Below are 16,439 nucleotides of genomic sequence, written 5' to 3'. Positions count from 1 at the left end.
AGATGTTCGGAGGATGGCCGCTCAGCTCCTTGACAACTAGCCTGAGGCTCCTTAATGGAGCAAGGCCAAGGCGCTGGCTGCAAGCAGCTAGTTCGGGCGAGAGGACGGAGACGTATGGCTGTCGCCATGACTGCCGGTACGACGGTCTCAGTGGCAGTGCTGGGTTTTCTCTTTACATATTTCCATACTCGCCGTCTTCAGGGCAGGTCGGACCGCCTGTCGCGAGTCAACCGCCAGTTGACCGAGCTCTATGGCCCCGCGTTTTCCCTGTCAGACTCAACCAGGATCTCATTCGAGTCGTTTTGCGCGAAATACGACGACGTGCGGCAGTTGAAAGATGATCAGGAACAGCTCACCGTCGAACAAAGGTCGGCTTGGCAGGCGTGGATGACCATCGTGTTCCAGCCATCCAACAAGCGGATATACGAGATCCTCATGACAAAAGCGGATCTGCTGGTTGACGAGACGATGCCTGCATGCATTTCGGAGTTCTGTTCTCATGTCACCAGCTACGACGTTGTCATGGCCGGCTGGGAGAACGGATCTCAAGAGCTATTTGCCGCAATCGACTATCCACCCGACTTCACGACGTACGTTCGCAATACCTATACGAGCTTAAAGCGTCGTCAGGCAGCGCTTCTCGACGAGTAGTAGACACGGCTGCGGAAGAGGCGGCGTGCCTTTGCGTACGTACGGATCGAGGGACAGGACAGCTTCGGTGACTCACCTGCGTCGGGGCGACGGCTCTACGATGGCAGTCGCCCGAGCTGCCAAGATCCAGGTGGACACGATGACCGCGCAGGACCCCGCAGGCACGACGTTCAGCATCCTGGGGTCGGTCGAGGTCCGTCACCTCGACGGCACGACGGTGGCCATCAGCGGCCCGAAACGCCAGGCCATCCTCGCGCTGCTGCTGCTGGAGCCCGGGCGGACCGTCAGCACCGACCGGCTGATCGAGGCCCTGTACGCCGACGGCCCGCTGGCCGACGCCGCGAACGCGCTGCACGGGCAGGTGTCCCGGCTGCGCCGCCTGGTGGCCGGCACCGGCGCCGCGATCGAGTCCGGTCCGGCCGGGTACCGCCTGGCCGTCGAACCCGACGCCGTCGACGCGCACCTGTTCGCCCGGCTGGCCGCCGACGGACGGCGGATCGTGGCCGCCGACCCCGTGACGGCCGAGCGGCTGCTGGCCCAGGCGCTGGCGCTGTGGCAGGGACGGGACCGGCCCGACCTGCCCGACGTGCCGTTCCTCCACGCGTACGCGGCCCGTCTCGGCCAGCTGCGGACGGCCGCGGTCGAGGACCATGCCGAGGCGGCGCTCGCCTGCGGTGAACCGGTGGCCGCCGTGGCCGGACTGTCCGATCTGCTGGCCGCGCAGCCGCTGCGTGAACGGGCCTGCGCACTGCTGATGCGGGCGCTCTACGATTGCGGGCAGCAGGCCGAGGCCCTCGAACTCTACGAACGGACCCGCCGCGCGCTGGCCGCCGAACTCGGCGCCGATCCGTCGCCGGAGCTGGCCGCCGCCCATCTGGCCATCCTCCGGGACCGCCCGGCGCCCGGACCCCGCCGCACGCCCGCGCAGCTGACCAGCTTCGTCGGCCGCGACGACGACCTCGCCCGGCTGGCCGGGCTGCTCGCCGGCGAGCGGCTGGTGACCCTCACCGGGCCGGGCGGCACCGGCAAGACCCGACTGGCCATCGAGGCCGCCGCCGCGATCGACGGCGAGCTCGCGTTCATCGAGCTGGCGCCGCTGACCGACGCCCGGCTGCTCGCGCAGACCATCGCCGCGGCGCTCGGCCTCACCGAACCGCGCCCGCAGCCGGCCGCCGAGGGGCACCTGCTGACCGCGCTCGCCGACCGCCGGCTGCTGCTCATCCTGGACAACTGCGAGCACGTCGTCGACGCCACGGCGAGGCTCGCCCACCGGTTGCTCGCCGCGTGTCCCGAGGTGCGCATCCTCGCCACCAGCCGCGAGTCGCTCGGGCTGACCGGGGAGGCCCTGTTCCCGGTCGGCCAGCTCGCCGTCGCCGCGGCGGGCTGCGCGCTGGAGGATCGCCTGGCCAGCCCGGCGGTACGCCTGTTCGCCGACCGGGCGCGTACGGTCCGGCCGGATTTCCGGCTCGACGAGGACGTCATCGACGACGTGGTACGCATCTGCGCCGGACTCGACGGCCTCCCGCTCGCGATCGAGCTGGCCGCGGCGCGGCTGCGGTCGCTCACGCCGGCCGAGGTCGCGGCGGGACTGTCCGACCGGTTCCGGCTGCTGTCGCGGGGCAGCCGGACCGCCGAACCCCGGCATCAGACGCTGCGGGCGGTGACCGGGTGGAGCTGGGAGCTGCTCGACCCGGCGGAGCGTACGCTCGCCCGGCGGTTGACCGTGTTCGCCGGCGGCGCGACCGTCGCCTCGGCCACGGCGGTGTGCGGCCTGCCGGAAGCGGACGTGCCCGATCTGCTCGCCGGCCTCACCGAGAAGTCCTTTGTAGACTATTCCGGCGGCCGGTACCGGATGCTGGAGACGATCCGGGCCTTCTGTGCCGAGCAGCTGGCCGAAGCCGGTGAGGAACTCGCCGTCCGAACCGCGCACGCCGAGTACTTCGGGCAGTTCACCGCTGCCGCCGACCCGCAGCTGCGAGGTCGCCGGCAGCTCGACTGGCTGGACCGGCTGGCCGCCGAGAACGACAACCTGCGGGCCGCGCTGCGCTGGACGGCGTCCCGCGACGCGCGGTCGGCACTGCGGATGGCCGCGGCGATGTCCTGGTACTGGTACCTGGGCGGGCGGCGCCACGAAGGCGCGGTGCTCTGCGTCGAGCTGCTGGCCCAGGTCGGCGACCCGCCGCCCGCCGACCTGGCCGAGGAGTACCTGCTGTGCGCCGGCAACGCCATGGCAGCGCCCGATCCCGGCCCGACGGCGGCCCGCCGGCTCACGCGGGCGATGGTCCCGGTGGCCCACCAGGCGCCCCGCTGGCCGTCGACGGCCGTGCTCTGCCGCGATCCGGACCGTCCGGCGGCGGCGGACGCCTGGTCCCAGGCCGTCGCCCAGCTGCATCGAGGCACCCGCGAGGTGGCGCACGGCGGGACCGACGCGGCCGAGGCGGCCCTCACCCTCGCCCTCGAAGGCTTCCACGCGACCGGCGACCGGTGGGGAACCACGAACGCCCTGGACCTGCTGGCCGAACTGGCCGCCTGGCGCGGCGACTGGCCCGGGACCCTCGCGCTCATGAGCCAGGCCGTCGACACCGCCGCCGAGCTGGTCACCGCCAGCGCGACGCTGACCGACCTGCTCTGCCGCCGGGCCAAGGTCCGCGTGCTCACCGGGGACCTGGCCGCGGCCCGCGCCGATCTCGACCGCGCCGCCGCGACCGCCGCCCGCGCGGGCCGCCGCGACGTGCCCGAACTGCACCAGGGGCTCGGGGACGTCGCCCGCCAGCAGGGCGACCTGGCCGAAGCCGCCGACCAGTACGCGAAGGCGCTCGCCGGGGCCACCGTCGGCGCCGACGCCCGCTTCCTGCGCCTCAAGACCCTGCGCGGTCTCGGTTGGATCGCCGCCGCCACGGACCGCCCGGTCGAAGCCGCCCGGCTGCACCGGACCCTCCTCGACGAAGCCGCCGGCCACCGCAATTACCTGCTCGCCGCCGACGCCGTCATCGGCCTGGCCGGTGTCGCCCTGCTGCACGGCGACGGCGCTCGGGCGGCGCTGCTGCTCGGCGCGGCCCGGGCCGTGCACGGGGCCCGGCTGGCGACCGACACCGACACCGCGCTGGTGATGCGGGCCGCCGAGGAACTGATCGGACCGGCGCGGTACGCGGCCGCACTCGCCGAAGGGGAGGCGTGGAGCCGAGACGAGGCACTGGCGGCCGTCCGCGACAGTCCGCTGCTCCCCGGCTGAACGTGGCCGATTCAGCCGAGCATGCCGAGGACGGCCAGCGCGGCGATGGTCGCCACGATCGACAGCGGTGTGATGCCCTTGAGCACGCCGAGCGGCAGCTGGTCATCGCGGCGTACGAGAGCGGTCTGGTCTCGGCCCGCCGGGCTGCTTGACCGCTTCGTTGCGCATCATCTGCCACAGGGTCGGCGTACCCTCCACCGTGGTCACGGCGACCGCCTTGCGGAGGTAGCGGTCGTCGGCGAGCTGTTCGAGCAGGCTCGCCGCGAGATCGGCCCGGCTGGTGAAGATGCCGGGCGCCTCGTTCTCGTGGAGCCGGTACCGGCTCACCTCCGGGGTGTCGAAGAGCCCGGACGGCCGCACGATCGTCCAGCGCAGCCCGCTCCCCCGCAGGTGCTCCTCCATGATCCGCATGTCCGCGTACGTGCTGCGCCCGATCGTCGCGACCACGATCGGCTGCAGTACGCGGTTCATCAGGAAGCCGCCGTCGGCGTGGTGGTGCGGATACGTGGCGCTGGAGCTGACGGCGACGATCCGCGACACGCCGTGCCGGGCCATGGCCGCCGTGATGTTGCGGATCCCCTCGCTGTAGACGCTGACCGGCTTGCGGGTGAACGGTACGCCGAGCGTGGACAGCACCGCCTCCGCACCGGCCGTCGCGGCGTCCACGGCGTTCCCGTCGTACACGTCCGCACCGACGACGCGCAGCCGCGCATGCTCGACGGGGAATTCGGCGGGCCGGCGGGTGATCGCGGTGACCTCGTGCCCGGCCGCCAGCGCCTGGCCGGTGAGCGTACGCCCGGTCAGCCCGTGGGCGCCGAAGATGACGATCCTCATGCGCCGATCCTATGTCATATGGTTCTCATACGATATGTGATCTGAAGCATCTCCCGGGAGTCCGGCGCACGCTGGACAGCATTACTTCGGTTCCGTATAATTCGGAACCGTGAAGAACGAACCCGTACTACTCGCCCTGCAACGGGCCACCCATGCGACGCTGCACCTGGTCACGACGACGCTCGTCGACCTCGACCTGACCGCGTCGGAGATCAACGTGCTGGGCAACCTCGGCGACGGCGAACCGCGTACCGTCTCGCAGCTCGGCGCGGCCGTCGGCAGCAAGCCCGCGACCCTCACCGGCATCCTCGACCGGCTGGAACGGCGCGGCCTCATCACCCGCGGCACCCGCCCCGGCGACCGCCGGGCGGTGCTCATCGAGCTGACCGCCGACGGCCGCGAGACCGCGACACTGATCCGCCAGACGTTCGCCGACCTGGAGCACGGCGCGCTCGCCGGGCTCAGCCGGGAGCAGATCGACGGCGCCCGCGCGGTCCTCGACGCCCTGACGGCGGCCCGGCCATGACCGCGTTCGACGAGCTCATGGCCGAGGTGATGGCCCACTCGGTACGCTTCGGCCACCGCCAGCACATCGAACTGACCTGGCACGCGGTCCGCCGCTACGGCGAAGCCGCCGCGAGCGACCTGGTCCGCGAGGGAATCCAGACCACCGCCCGGTACGCTGGCGCGCCGCAGAAGTACCACGAGACGGTCAGCCGGGCCTGGGTACGCCTCGTCGGCCACCACACCGCCGATCCCGCCGCCGACTTCGACACCTTCGCCGAGCGCTACCCGGAACTGCTCGACAAACGCCTGCTGAGTACGCATTACAGCTCGGCCCTGCTCGCGTCGGCCACGGCCCGGACCGCCTGGGTCGAGCCCGATCTGGCTCCGCTGCCGGTGAGCTGACGCCGCGCCTCACCGGACGGGCCGGCGACCCCGGTGGCGGAGGACGATGTCGATGCTGCGCAGCCCGTACGCGCGATCCTCGTCATCGAGGACGTCCCACAGGTCGGCGAGCCAGTACAGCGAGATCGACAGCGGCCAGGCCCAGCCGCGTACCCAGGTGGGTTCGTCGAAACCGAGGGCCTCCACATAGGCGGCACCGGCCCGGTCGTCGAACAGCCGCCAGCACGGCAGCAGCTCGATCGCCGGGTCGCCCCGGCCGAGGCCGCCGAAGTCGATCACCGCGCTGAGCCGGCCGCCGTCGACCAACAGGTTGCCGGCCATCAGGTCGGCGTGCAGCCAGGCCGGCGGCCCCGGCCACGCGGCCGCCTCCATCGCCTCGTCCCAGGCCGCGGTCACCGCCCGGCCGTCGATCCGGTCGCCCAGCTCCTCGATCGACCGCCGGGTCAGTTCGTCGCGGCACTCCAGCGGTACGCCGCGGGCGATCCCCTGCTTCAGCGGCCCGTCGAGCGGCTCGATCGCGATCATCGCGCGGACGAACCCGGCGAGGTCCTCCGCGACGCCGACGAGGTCCTCCTCGGGGTCGGGATTGCGGCCGGGCAGCCACGGGACGACCGTCCACGGCCACGGATAGCCCGCGTCCGGCTCCCCCACCGCGACCGGCAGCGGGACCGGGACCGGCAGGTGCGGCGCGAGCAGCGGCAGCCAGGTCGTATCCGTCGACACCTGGTCGACCGCCCACGGCGCGCGGGGCAGCCGGGCGACGAGGTCGTCGCCGAGCCGGAACAGCGCGTTGTCGGTGCCGGTCAACGGCTGCGCGACGACCGGCAGTCCGGACCACTGCGGAAACTGGTCCGCGACCAGGCGGTGGACGTGCTCGACACCGATGACGAGTTCTCCTGGCCGGACCACGGCGCGAATCTAACCGCCCCCACCCGCACGGTCCAACCCGTTTCCGGGCGTACCGGGGCCGGTTCCGTTGATCACGCCCGTCGACGCGCGCGCCCGCGTGTGTCTACTGTGGTCGGTATGGTGATCATCGGACCACTCCCCCGGAGGTAGTCATGCGCCGAACCCGTATCGCCGCCGCCTGCACGTTCCTGCTCCTGTCGGCGACCCTGCTCCCACCCTCCCCCGCCCAGGCGGCCGCCGCCTTCGCCTCCATCGACGCGACCTCGTTCGTGCTCGATCCGGGCAAGAGCTTCGACACGAACCGCAAGATCATTGATCGTCTGGAAGCCGCGGGCACCGTGACCAGGCCGGCGTCGCTCGGCGCGGCGATCGACGGACCTCAGGACTTTCATCCCACCTGGGGCCTGTGCCATCCGACGGGCATCGTCACGACGCTGGCGCCGACCGGGTTCTGCTGGGACCCGGCCGACGACGACTGGGACACCGCGAACTGGCGGCCGCAGGGCCTGAGCGGTTCCTGGGACGCCCAGCCGAACCTGGTCTGGGAGGGCCGCCGCATCGCCGTCGCGAGCTGGCACGGCATCCAGGACTCCGACGCCTTCGCGCGGCTGACCTTCGTCGACTACACCGACACCGCTCACCTGAAGTTCCGCGACGTGCTGCTGGTCGTGCCGGTCACCGTCAACGGCGTCGACACGTTCGCGCCCTTCAACTTCAACCACGCCGACGGCGTCGTCTGGTACGGCGACTCGCTCCTGGTCGCCAACGGCGGCCGGCTGCACGCGTTCAGCCTCAGCCACCTGTGGACCATGACGCGGTCGGCCGAGGACATCGGTCTCGGTACCGACGGCACCGCCGCCCCCAGCGCCCGCTGGCACCGCTACGCGCTGCCGATGATGGGCGAGTACTACCCGGACTACGTTCCCACCGACGGCAAGTACATCGGCTGCACACCCGTCACGGGTACGCGTCCCTGCCTCAACTCGATCAGCCTCGACCGCCGCGGCGCCAACCGCGACACGATGGTGTCGACCGAGTTCGTGGCCGCCGACTCCGCGGGCGGGCGCGCCATCCGCTGGCCGATGAACTTCCTGACGGCACTGCCGCTCCTCGGGACCGACGGACTCGTGCACGCGGACGAGGCGTACACGTCGCCGATCTGGCACATGCAGGGCGCGGCCAGCGACGGAACCAACTGGTACCTGTCGGGAACCTGCGCCGGCGGCAGCGGCACGTGCATCCACAAGGCCGTTCCCGGCCAGGCGCCGCATCAGCAGACCACGGTCAACGGGGGCCTGGAGAACCTGTCGTTCCAGCCTGCGTACAACGGATCGGCAGCGCGGCTGTGGGGGATCAACGAGGGCAACAACCGCTTCGTCTTCTCCGCGAAGGTTCCCTGACCCTGCTCCTCCTCGCGCCGGGGCCGACGGCTGGGGTCGAGGCACCATCCGATGCTCCGACCCCAGCCGGTCATGCAATCCGTCAGCCGGCGACCAGTTCCCGCTCGGCGTCCACCGGGGCCTCCACGGTGCGGGCCGGCGCGACCGCCGTACGCAGCGGGACCTGCTTGATGAACAGCGCGATCACGATGCCGGCCGCGGCCACGACGGCGCCGGCCATGAACAGCGCGGTGACACCGTCGGTGACAGCGTGCTGGAACAGCTCGCGAGCGGCCTGCGGCAGGCTGCGCAGCGTCTGCGGGGTCAGCGTGGCCGTCGAGGTGCCGCCGGCGGCCCCGGCGCCGGCCAGAGTGCTGGTCAGGTGGTTGGTGTAGATCGCCCCGAGGAGCGCTACACCGAGCGAGCTGCCCATGTTGCGCAGGAAGGTGGAGGCTCCGGTACCGGCGCCCATGTCGCGCAGTTCGATGCTGTTCTGGGCGATGAGGGTGCTCGTCTGCATCATGGCGCCCATGCCCGCACCGATGACCACCATGTACAGGCCGGTCATGGTGGTGGACGTCGTGGTCGTCAGGGTGGCGAACAGGCCCAGCCCGACCGTGACCAGGGTGGTGCCGACGACGGGCAGCCACTTGTAGTTGCCGGTCTTGCTGATCAGGACGCCGCCGGCGAGGCTGACGACCATGGCCGCGATCATCATCGGCATCAGCAGCAGGCCGCTGTTGGTGGCCGAGGCCCCCTGAACGAACTGCTGGTACTGGGGCAGGAAGGCGATGGTGCCGAACATCGCGAAGCCGGAGATGAACGCGACGGCACCGGCGAGGTTGAAGTTGCGGCTGCGGAACACCCGCAGCGGCATGATCGGTTCAGCGACCCGGCGCTGCACGAAGATGAACGCCACGAAACCGACGACGGTCAGCGCCAGCAGGCCGAGAATCTGCGGCGAGCCCCAGGCGTACTGGGTGCCGCCCCAGCTCGCGATGAGGACCAGCGCGGTGATCCAGATGGTGAGCAGGCCGGTGCCGAGCCAGTCGATACGGGCCCTGCCCGTGCCCTTGGGCAGCTTGCGCAGGGTGAACCAGCAAACCGTCAGGGCGATCGCGCCGAGGGGCAGGTTGACGTAGAACGCCCACCGCCAGGACAGGTTGTCGGTGATGAACCCGCCGATGAGCGGGCCGCCGATCATCGCGACCGGCATGACGGCCATCATCAGGCCCTGGTACTTGCTGCGGTCACGGGGCGGGATCATCTGGCCGATGATCGACAGGACGCCGACCATCAGGCCGCCGCCGGCCAGGCCCTGCAGTGCCCGGAAGCCCACGAGTTCGGCCATGTTCTGGGCCATGCCGCACAGCGCCGAGCCGAGCAGGAACAGGGCCACCGACGCCAGGAAGGTGGAGCGGCGCCCGTAGAGGTCGCCGAGCTTGCCCCAGATCGGGGTGGACACGGTGGAGGCGAGGATGTAGCCGGTCGTGACCCAGGCCAGGTGGTTGAGACCGCCGAGTTCGCCGACGATGGTCGGCAGCGCGGGAGCGACGATCATGTTGTCGAGCATCGCCAGGAGCATGGCGATGACCAGGCCGCTCATGGTGGCCAGGATCTGGCGGTGACTGAAGCCCAGCCCGCCGCCGAGCGGCGGGGTCGCAACCTCGCCTGATGTGGTGCTTGGTGCCGTCACGGCGCGGACCTCTTCCTGTGCACAACTTACCGGTCGGCTAGCAAGTTACTTGCTGACCGACCGGTAAGCAAGGAGGGCGGGCACCGGTATGATCGACAAAACCCAGGTAGCCGCCCTATTCACGGGGGAAATGTGGCAATGCACACAGTCGGCGAAGCCGGGAACCCCGAGTCCGGTAACGCCCGCAGGCGAGGCGGCACCCGGGCCGAGATCCAACATGTCGCGCTGGCCCTGTTCACCGAACGCGGCTATGACGCCACCTCGATGCGCGAGATCGCCGAGCACCTCGGGATCACCAAGGCAGCCCTGTACTACCACTTCTCCGGCAAGGAAGCGATCATCGCGAGCCTGCTCGAAGAGAACCTCCGGGCGCTCGACGACCTGCTCGCCGAAGCCGCCCGCAGGCCGCCGTCACCTCGGCGTTCCACGGATCTGCTCGCCGACTGGGTCACCGAAACCGTGGGACGGGCGCTGCCCGTGGTTCGCTTCGCAGCAGCCAACCCCACCGCCCTGCCCGTCGACCGTTCCGCCCTCACCCAGCGGCTGCAACAAGCGGTGGAACTGCTGCTCGGTCCGGATGCGCCGCTGGCCGATCAGTTGCGGGCACGGATGGCGCTGCTGGCCGGACAGGTCACCGTTCTCGCGGCCCAGAACACCGGCGCCCAGGAGGCCGACATCCTCACTGCCGCGCTGAAGGCGGCGGAACTGTTGACGGCGGGACTGTTCCCCAAGCCCGCGGTCCACAATGGCACCCGAATTACGGACGCGGATGGGTGACCACCCCGGCTGGGGCGTCCGCGCACGATGGTGATCCTTCATGCTCGGGCCGCTCGACCCGGACCCGAGGCGCCATCACGGGCCACCGGTTGCGGAGATCGACGAAGGGGCCGGCATCGGCAACGTCGCTGCAGACCCCGTCGACACCAACCGCTGCTATCTGACCGACGACCATCACAGAAAAGTGTTTCTCCCGAGGAACAGGCAATAGCCGCAGAGGGTATATCAGCTACGGCGGCCGATCCGGGTTCCGCCAGACGGCCCGCCGGGTGTCGCGGTCACGCCGGACGGGCTGGTCTATGTCGCCTGCAATCAGGGAACTCTGGATGTTCGCGACTTCGCCCGATGAACCGCCGCGGTTCCCTGGGCAGGCCCGGCCGGTCGTCAGCCTCGGCGATCGGAATGGCGGCCAGGCTATGTCGGTCCGGCTCGCTCCGATGCCCTTCCAGGCACACGTGACCGCTGCCCAGTTCCGCGGAGGGTAACGGCTAAATACATTGTGGGCATGAGACGGGCACGGCCCTGGACGGTCTGCGGGACGTTCTTGTTCGTCACCCTCGGCTTCGCGCTTTTGGTCAATACTCCGCGGTTTCAGTTGCTGCTGCAGCGCCAGATGCAACCCTCGTCGTTCACGGACGGGCCATTGGCGGGAATGATCAACAGCTACGTACTGGGTGTTGCGTTCCTGGGCCGAGACATCACCGCGACCTGGTTGTACCTACTGATCGGGTCCGTCTTTCTGTACGCCGTGGCGCGGTACCTGCGGCCGGCACAGCGCCCCGGCGATCATCTCGTGTTCTTCCTAACAGCATGGTCGGCGTTGACGGCCGCTGTGTGCCTGGCAGCCTTCGTTCACGATTTGTCTGCCGGCTTCATCCTCGCCCAGGCACCATCTGGTGAGCTGTATGCATTCTTCGCCGGATGGCTTCCAGCCCTTGGGCTGACCGTCGTCAACATGGCCATGTCAAGTGCCCAGGAGCACACCACGACCCCCCGCCGTGTCCCTTGGGCTCTTGCCGCGACACCGGCAGGAGTGATGCTTCTGGCGGCAGCCGCCTGGCCGATGCTTCCCCCGCACGACCCCACCGGCGGTCCCGGATCGGTGGGGTGGTTCATCGTCATGTGGAACCCACAACTCCACGTATTGTCCGTGGTGCCCGCGCCCGGACAGCAGGTCGACCAGTGGCTGTTCGACGCCCTCCCCTGGGTGGTCGCGGGAATCGCCGTAACTGTGCTGACTCGTCAGATCGTCCAACGGCTCGATGCGATCCCATTGATGGTGGCTGCACTGGTGGGCTGGTGGATGGCCATGCTTACCGCAATGATCATCGGCGGGTTGCGGACCATCTTGCCACCAGGCTCGCCCTCCAACCTCGATCACCTGCTGTTGCACGCGATGCTCGATCTCGTTGAGGCACTACGCGCGGCGTTGATCGTCGGGCTGCTGTGCGGCCTGGCGTTCGCTTGGGCATACCACAGGCACACCGCCCGTGCCGAGGAGAAGGGGAACGACCATGTCAGGTAGACGCAAGAAGAAGTCGCCCTCTGCGATGCACGTAGTGAAGGCAACGCCCGCAATGCAGCCGTCGGCAACGGGAGCTCAGCCTTCCGTCGCGCCCTTCATCGCGCGGCTCAGTCGATATGCCCGCAAGCCGATTGCGTGGCTCATCGCCCTTGTCGTCGCGGTTGCCGCCACCCAGGTCTCCCAATTCCTAACCCATTTGGCGGAAAGCCATCTGCTACCAGCGGAACTAGCAGACAAGTTCGCGGCCGGCGAGCCGATAAGCGTCGCGGTGTCGCTGGACCCAGGCAGTTCCTATGATCCGACATACTGGGTCTCAAACGGTACCGATCAGGCTGACCTGGAAAAGACGTTCATGGAACTGAGCTTCGTCAGCCGTCGCCAGCGTGAGATCGACATAGTGAACATCGCGGTGATCAGCGTGAGGTGCCAGATGCCCCTTTCCGGCACGCTGAACCTTTTCCAACATCAAGGAGGTGTCGAGGCAAAGTTGCGCCTCGACCTTGACCTGGACGATCCCCACCCGGTCCTACGCTATCCGGCCGGCTCGGAACATGCCGGGGAGGACTTCTTCAACGGGCCTCATGCGATGAGGCTTGTCTTGAACCCACGCACCTCGGACATCGGGTATCTACAGGAAGTCGACATCGCTGCCGTTGCCAAGCGGCAGTACTGCCGGTGGCAGTTGCGGGTCGACTATGCCTACGCTACGAAGCCCGGGTCCCTACAACTACCGCAGGCGTTTGCCACCACAGGCCCTGCCGGACCGTAAGCAGTCCACGACGCGAATCTGGATCAGGTCCCCCTGCCGCTACCGAGCCAACTGAGCTACGCCGCTTAGGGGCGCGGATGGGTGACGACACCGGCCGGAGCGTCCGCGCACGGTGGTGATCCCTCGTGCTCGGGCCGCTCGACCCGGACCCGGGGCGGTGGCGCCGGGCGGCGGTTGCGGAGCAGGTCTACGGCGGCGAGCAGCAGGGCGATCAGCATGATCCCGGCGGCGGTCAGGATCGTGTCGCGGATCGACGACGCGTAGTCGTTGCCGCTCGCGTTCAGCAGGCGGTAGAAGATCGTGGCGAGCACGGCGGTGCCGATCGCCGAGCCGATGCGCTGGGCGGTCTGCAGCGCGCCGCCCGCCGCGCCGGCCATCGCGACAGGGACGTTCTGCAGCGACAGCGTGATGTTGGGCGAGGTGACCATGCCGCCGCCGAGGCCGGCGACCGCGAGCGGGATCGAGGGCCGCCAGGCGGTCGCGGCGGTGGCGTCCTTGAGGACGAAGGCGGTCACGGCCAGGCCGCCGATGGTGGCGACCAGGCCGCACACGGTCAGCCAGCGGCCGGCCCGGTTGACCAGGCGGCCGGCGAGCGCCGCGGAGGTCGCCACGCCCAGCGCGAACGGGCTCACCGCCAGGCCCGAGCGCAGCGGCGTGAAGCCGAGGCCGTGCTGGAAGTACATCGCCAGCACGAGCCAGATCCCGGTGAAGCCGACGAAATAGGCGAGCCCGATCACGGCACCGGGCAGGAAGCCGGAGATCTTGAGCAGGTTCGGGTGCAGCAGGGGCTGGCGGTCGACGCGTACCGTGCGGGCTTCCCAGCGGGCGAAGGCCACGAACAGCAGGATCGAGGCCACCCAGAGCCAGGCGATCGGGCCGAGGCCGCCGGAGCCGGCGTCGATGAGCGGCAGCAGCAGGGTCAGGACCGCCGCGCCCAGCAGGAGCGAGCCGGCCACGTCGAGATCCGCGCGCGTACGCCCGCGGATCCGGGGCGTCGGGATGAACCTGCGCGCCAGCAACAGCGTGACCAGGCCGATCGGGACGTTGATGAAGAACACCCAGCGCCACGCGTCCGGGCCGGTGACGGCGGTCAGGATCAGCCCGCCGACGACCGGGCCGGTGGCGGTCGCGAGGCCGATGGTCGCGCCGAGGATCCCGAAGGCCCGGCCGCGTTCGGCCCCGGTGAACAGCTCCTGGATGAGGCCGGAGTTCTGCGGGACCAGGGTGCCGCCGGCCAGCCCCTGCAGCAGCCGGGCGGCGACGAGCAGGCCGGTCGTCGGCGCCAGCCCGGTCAGGGCGCTGGTGACCACGAACGCGGCCACGCCGATCATGAACATCCGGCGCCGGCCCAGGCTGTCGCCCAGGCGGCCGGCCGGGACGAGGGCGAGGCCGAAGGTCAGCGCGTACCCGGAGACGACCCATTGGACGCTGCCGGGCGAGGCCGACATGTCGTTCTCGATCGACGGCAGCGCCACGTTGACGATGCTGACGTCGAGCAGCGCCATGAACGCGGCGGCCTGGGTCACGCCGAGCGCGCGCCACCGCAGCGGCTGGGCCTGTGTCACGGCCGCTCGGCAGGGTCTGCGCACATCACCTCATCGTCGCAGCGACCGGGGCCGCGGCGGGGCGTATCGGCGTACGCGGCTCAGACGTCGTCCCAGGCCAGGGAGCTGATCTTCCAGCCGTCCGGCGTACGCACGAACTGGGTGGTCTTCGCGCCCCGGCCCTCGAACCACGTCCCGTGGTGGTAGCCGCATTTGCTGTAGGTGCTGAACCGGTGCGCGACGGACTGGAAGATCTGCGTCGACTCCCCCGTCTCCCATTCACGGAAGTCGGTCAGCGTGCCGTCGGTGAGCATCGCCCGGCGGGGTTCGACGAACGCGCGCAGGTCGTAGACGACCGGCGTACCGGTGACCATGCTGATGATCATGCCGTCGGGCAGGAAGAGGTCGTAGATCACGTCGACGTCCGGGGCGCCCCCGCCCGGGTTGGCGAAGGCGCCGAGGAAGGCCGTCATCAGGTGGTCGATGGCGGCCTTCGCGTCGGGTGTCTCGGTCATCGGGTCAGCGTAGCGGTGGCGACGGATGTCAGGACCAGCGGAAGAAGCGGACCGCACCCGCCCAGGCCGCGGCCGCGTACACGCAGAGGACCGCGATGTTCATGGCGTGCGGCCAGTGGCCGGCCACGGCGTCCTGCATGACCTGCTCGCCCGCCCCCAGCGGGGTGTACGCGCTGATCTGCTGGAGCGTGCGGGGCATGACCTCGCGCGGGACCCAGAGGCCGGCGAAGAACATGAGCGGGAAGAAGGTCAGCGAACCGAGCCCCTGGACCATCTTGGCGCTGCCGGCCGTGGCGAGCAGCAGCCCGATGCCGAAGAGGGTGACCGCGACCAGCAGGAAGCCCAGCACGAACGCGACCGGGTTGGCCGGCAGCTCGACCCCGTACGCCAGCCAGCCGACGCCGAGCACCAGCAGTACGCCGATCCCGAGCACGGTCAGCTGGACCAGTGCCTGTGCGGTGAGCAGGTCCCGGGGCCGGGCCGGTGTGGCGGCCAGCCGCCGCAGGATGCCGCGTTCCCGGTACGCGGACAGCTGTGCGGGCAGCATGCTCAGGGCGACCATCGCGACCGCCATGGTGAGCATGATCGGCACGTAGATCGAGACGGTGGTACGCCCGCCGAGCGCGGGGTCGGCCGCCCGGAACGCCGGTACGCTGCCCAGGATCGCCAGGATGGCCGGGGCGAGCAGGATGCCGAAGACGACGGCGGCGATGTCGCGGAAGTACAGCCGCAGTTCGGTGCGGAACATGGTCGAGTTCATCGGGCTTCTCCCTGCTGGACGGTCTGGGCGAGCGATGGAGCCGGGCTACCGCCGGTGATCTGGACGAACGCGTCGTCGAGTGTGGACTGCTCGACCCGCAGGCCGATCGGGGCGAGTCCCTGGCGGGCCAGTTCGGCGACGACGGCCGGCAGCGCCTCGTCCGTGCCGCGTACCGTGACCTGCTCGCCGTCGAGGGTGACCGAGTCGACGCCGGGCAGGCCGTCGAGCGCGACCGGCCGGGTCACGTGGAAGGTGAGCACCTGGCCCGAGGCCGCGCGGGCGGTGAGCGCCGCCGGGGTGTCGAGGGCCGCCACCCGCCCCTCGTGGATCACCGCGACCCGGTCGCAGAGCCGTTCGGCCTCGTCCATGAAGTGCGTGACGAGCAGGATCGTCACGCCCCGGTCGCGGATGCCGGAGATGAGATGCCAGGTGTCCCGGCGGGCCTGCGGGTCCAGGCCGGTCGTGAGCTCGTCGAGGATCGCCAGCTTCGGGTTGCCGACCAGGGCCAGCGCGATCGACAGCCGCTGCTTCTGGCCGCCGGACAGCTTCGCGTACGCGGTGCGGGCCGAGCCGGCCAGGCCGAGGTCGTCGAGCAGCTGCTCCGGCCGGGCCGGGTCCGGGTAGAAGGACGCGAACAGCCGCAGCGCCTCCAGGGCCGTGATGCGATCCTGCAAGGTGGACTCCTGCAACTGCATGCCGAGGACCGCGCGCAGCCGTTCCCGGTCGCGCCGCGGATCCAGGCCGAGCACGCGGATCTCGCCCCGGTCGGGCGTACGCAGGCCGCCGATGCATTCGACTGTGGTGGTCTTCCCGGCGCCGTTGCGGCCGAGGATGCCGAAGATCTCGCCGCGCTCGACGGTGAACGAGACGTCGTCGACCGCGATCCGGTCGGCGTACCGCTTGTGGAGGTTCGTGACTTCGAGGACTGCCATGCCGCAA

At 70.1% G+C, this 16,439-nt stretch carries 15 protein-coding genes; 8 read left to right on the top strand and 7 right to left on the bottom strand.

Annotated elements, in window-relative coordinates; translation table 11 throughout:
• Window positions 1–114: 114 nt before the first annotated feature.
• Window positions 115–651, top strand: a complete 537-nt coding sequence (locus G401_RS0107920) for a hypothetical protein (RefSeq protein ID WP_027342074.1) — start codon at window positions 115–117, stop codon at window positions 649–651.
• Between the two features lie 139 nt (window positions 652–790).
• The gene (locus G401_RS44235; RefSeq protein ID WP_051366427.1) at window positions 791–3,883 is read left to right on the top strand and encodes a BTAD domain-containing putative transcriptional regulator; all 3,093 of its coding nucleotides are present in this window, start codon (window positions 791–793) and stop codon (window positions 3,881–3,883) included.
• A 102-nt stretch (window positions 3,884–3,985) separates the two neighbouring features.
• On the opposite strand, the gene G401_RS44230 is transcribed toward G401_RS44235, so the two are convergent.
• Window positions 3,986–4,717: an NAD(P)-dependent oxidoreductase gene (locus G401_RS44230; protein WP_051366353.1), complete on the bottom strand. Its 732-nt coding sequence runs from the start codon at window positions 4,715–4,717 to the stop codon at window positions 3,986–3,988.
• 109 nt (window positions 4,718–4,826) lie between these two features.
• On the opposite strand from G401_RS44230, the gene G401_RS0107905 reads away from it, so the two are divergent.
• Together G401_RS0107905 and G401_RS0107900 are read left to right on the top strand one after the other, a co-directional pair.
• Window positions 4,827–5,243: a MarR family winged helix-turn-helix transcriptional regulator gene (locus tag G401_RS0107905; protein WP_027342073.1), complete on the top strand. Its 417-nt coding sequence runs from the start codon at window positions 4,827–4,829 to the stop codon at window positions 5,241–5,243.
• Complete coding sequence (locus G401_RS0107900) at window positions 5,240–5,626, top strand: hypothetical protein (protein ID WP_245601653.1); 387 nt, start codon at window positions 5,240–5,242, stop codon at window positions 5,624–5,626. Before G401_RS0107905 ends, G401_RS0107900 begins: the two co-directional genes overlap by 4 nt.
• Before the next feature lie 9 nt (window positions 5,627–5,635).
• Here G401_RS0107900 and G401_RS44225 read toward each other — a convergent pair whose 3' ends face one another.
• Entirely contained in the window at window positions 5,636–6,535 is a 900-nt protein-coding gene (locus G401_RS44225; RefSeq protein ID WP_051366352.1) for an aminoglycoside phosphotransferase family protein, read from the bottom strand.
• A gap of 152 nt (window positions 6,536–6,687) precedes the next feature.
• Here G401_RS44225 and G401_RS0107890 point away from each other — a divergent pair, with 152 nt between their 5' ends.
• Window positions 6,688–7,935, top strand: coding sequence for a hypothetical protein (locus G401_RS0107890; RefSeq protein WP_051366351.1), 1,248 nt, complete (start codon window positions 6,688–6,690; stop codon window positions 7,933–7,935).
• Window positions 7,936–8,017: 82 nt separating this feature from the next.
• On the opposite strand, the gene G401_RS44220 is transcribed toward G401_RS0107890, so the two are convergent.
• Window positions 8,018–9,553, bottom strand: coding sequence for an MDR family MFS transporter (locus G401_RS44220; protein WP_407636843.1), 1,536 nt, complete (start codon window positions 9,551–9,553; stop codon window positions 8,018–8,020).
• A gap of 195 nt (window positions 9,554–9,748) precedes the next feature.
• Between G401_RS44220 and G401_RS44215 the strand changes: the two genes are divergently transcribed.
• The 3 genes from G401_RS44215 (at window position 9,749) to G401_RS0107865 (ending at window position 12,681) form a co-directional block, all read left to right on the top strand.
• Window positions 9,749–10,387, top strand: a complete 639-nt coding sequence (locus tag G401_RS44215) for a TetR/AcrR family transcriptional regulator (protein ID WP_051366350.1) — start codon at window positions 9,749–9,751, stop codon at window positions 10,385–10,387.
• A gap of 544 nt (window positions 10,388–10,931) precedes the next feature.
• A complete protein-coding gene (locus G401_RS0107870; RefSeq protein ID WP_027342070.1) occupies window positions 10,932–11,912 on the top strand; it encodes a hypothetical protein in 981 nt (326 codons plus the stop codon).
• A gap of 25 nt (window positions 11,913–11,937) precedes the next feature.
• Entirely contained in the window at window positions 11,938–12,681 is a 744-nt protein-coding gene (locus G401_RS0107865; protein ID WP_157545440.1) for a hypothetical protein, read from the top strand.
• A gap of 65 nt (window positions 12,682–12,746) precedes the next feature.
• Here G401_RS0107865 and G401_RS44210 read toward each other — a convergent pair whose 3' ends face one another.
• From G401_RS44210 to G401_RS0107845, 4 genes are all read right to left on the bottom strand, one after another.
• Window positions 12,747–14,246 (bottom strand): MFS transporter, encoded by a 1,500-nt coding sequence (locus tag G401_RS44210; RefSeq protein ID WP_064741711.1) that lies wholly within the window; start codon window positions 14,244–14,246, stop codon window positions 12,747–12,749.
• An 80-nt stretch (window positions 14,247–14,326) separates the two neighbouring features.
• Window positions 14,327–14,740: a nuclear transport factor 2 family protein gene (locus G401_RS0107855; RefSeq protein WP_027342068.1), complete on the bottom strand. Its 414-nt coding sequence runs from the start codon at window positions 14,738–14,740 to the stop codon at window positions 14,327–14,329.
• 28 nt (window positions 14,741–14,768) lie between these two features.
• Window positions 14,769–15,500, bottom strand: coding sequence for an ABC transporter permease (locus tag G401_RS0107850; protein ID WP_027342067.1), 732 nt, complete (start codon window positions 15,498–15,500; stop codon window positions 14,769–14,771).
• On the bottom strand, window positions 15,497–16,432 hold the full coding sequence (locus G401_RS0107845; RefSeq protein WP_027342066.1) for an ABC transporter ATP-binding protein: 936 nt from the start codon (window positions 16,430–16,432) through the stop codon (window positions 15,497–15,499). The genes G401_RS0107850 and G401_RS0107845 overlap by 4 nt, the downstream gene beginning before the upstream one ends.
• Window positions 16,433–16,439 lie beyond the last annotated feature (7 nt).

This window comes from Hamadaea tsunoensis DSM 44101 (genome assembly GCF_000428945.1).
GTDB lineage: Bacteria > Actinomycetota > Actinomycetes > Mycobacteriales > Micromonosporaceae > Hamadaea > Hamadaea tsunoensis.
This window is presented reverse-complemented; position numbering and strand designations above follow the sequence as displayed.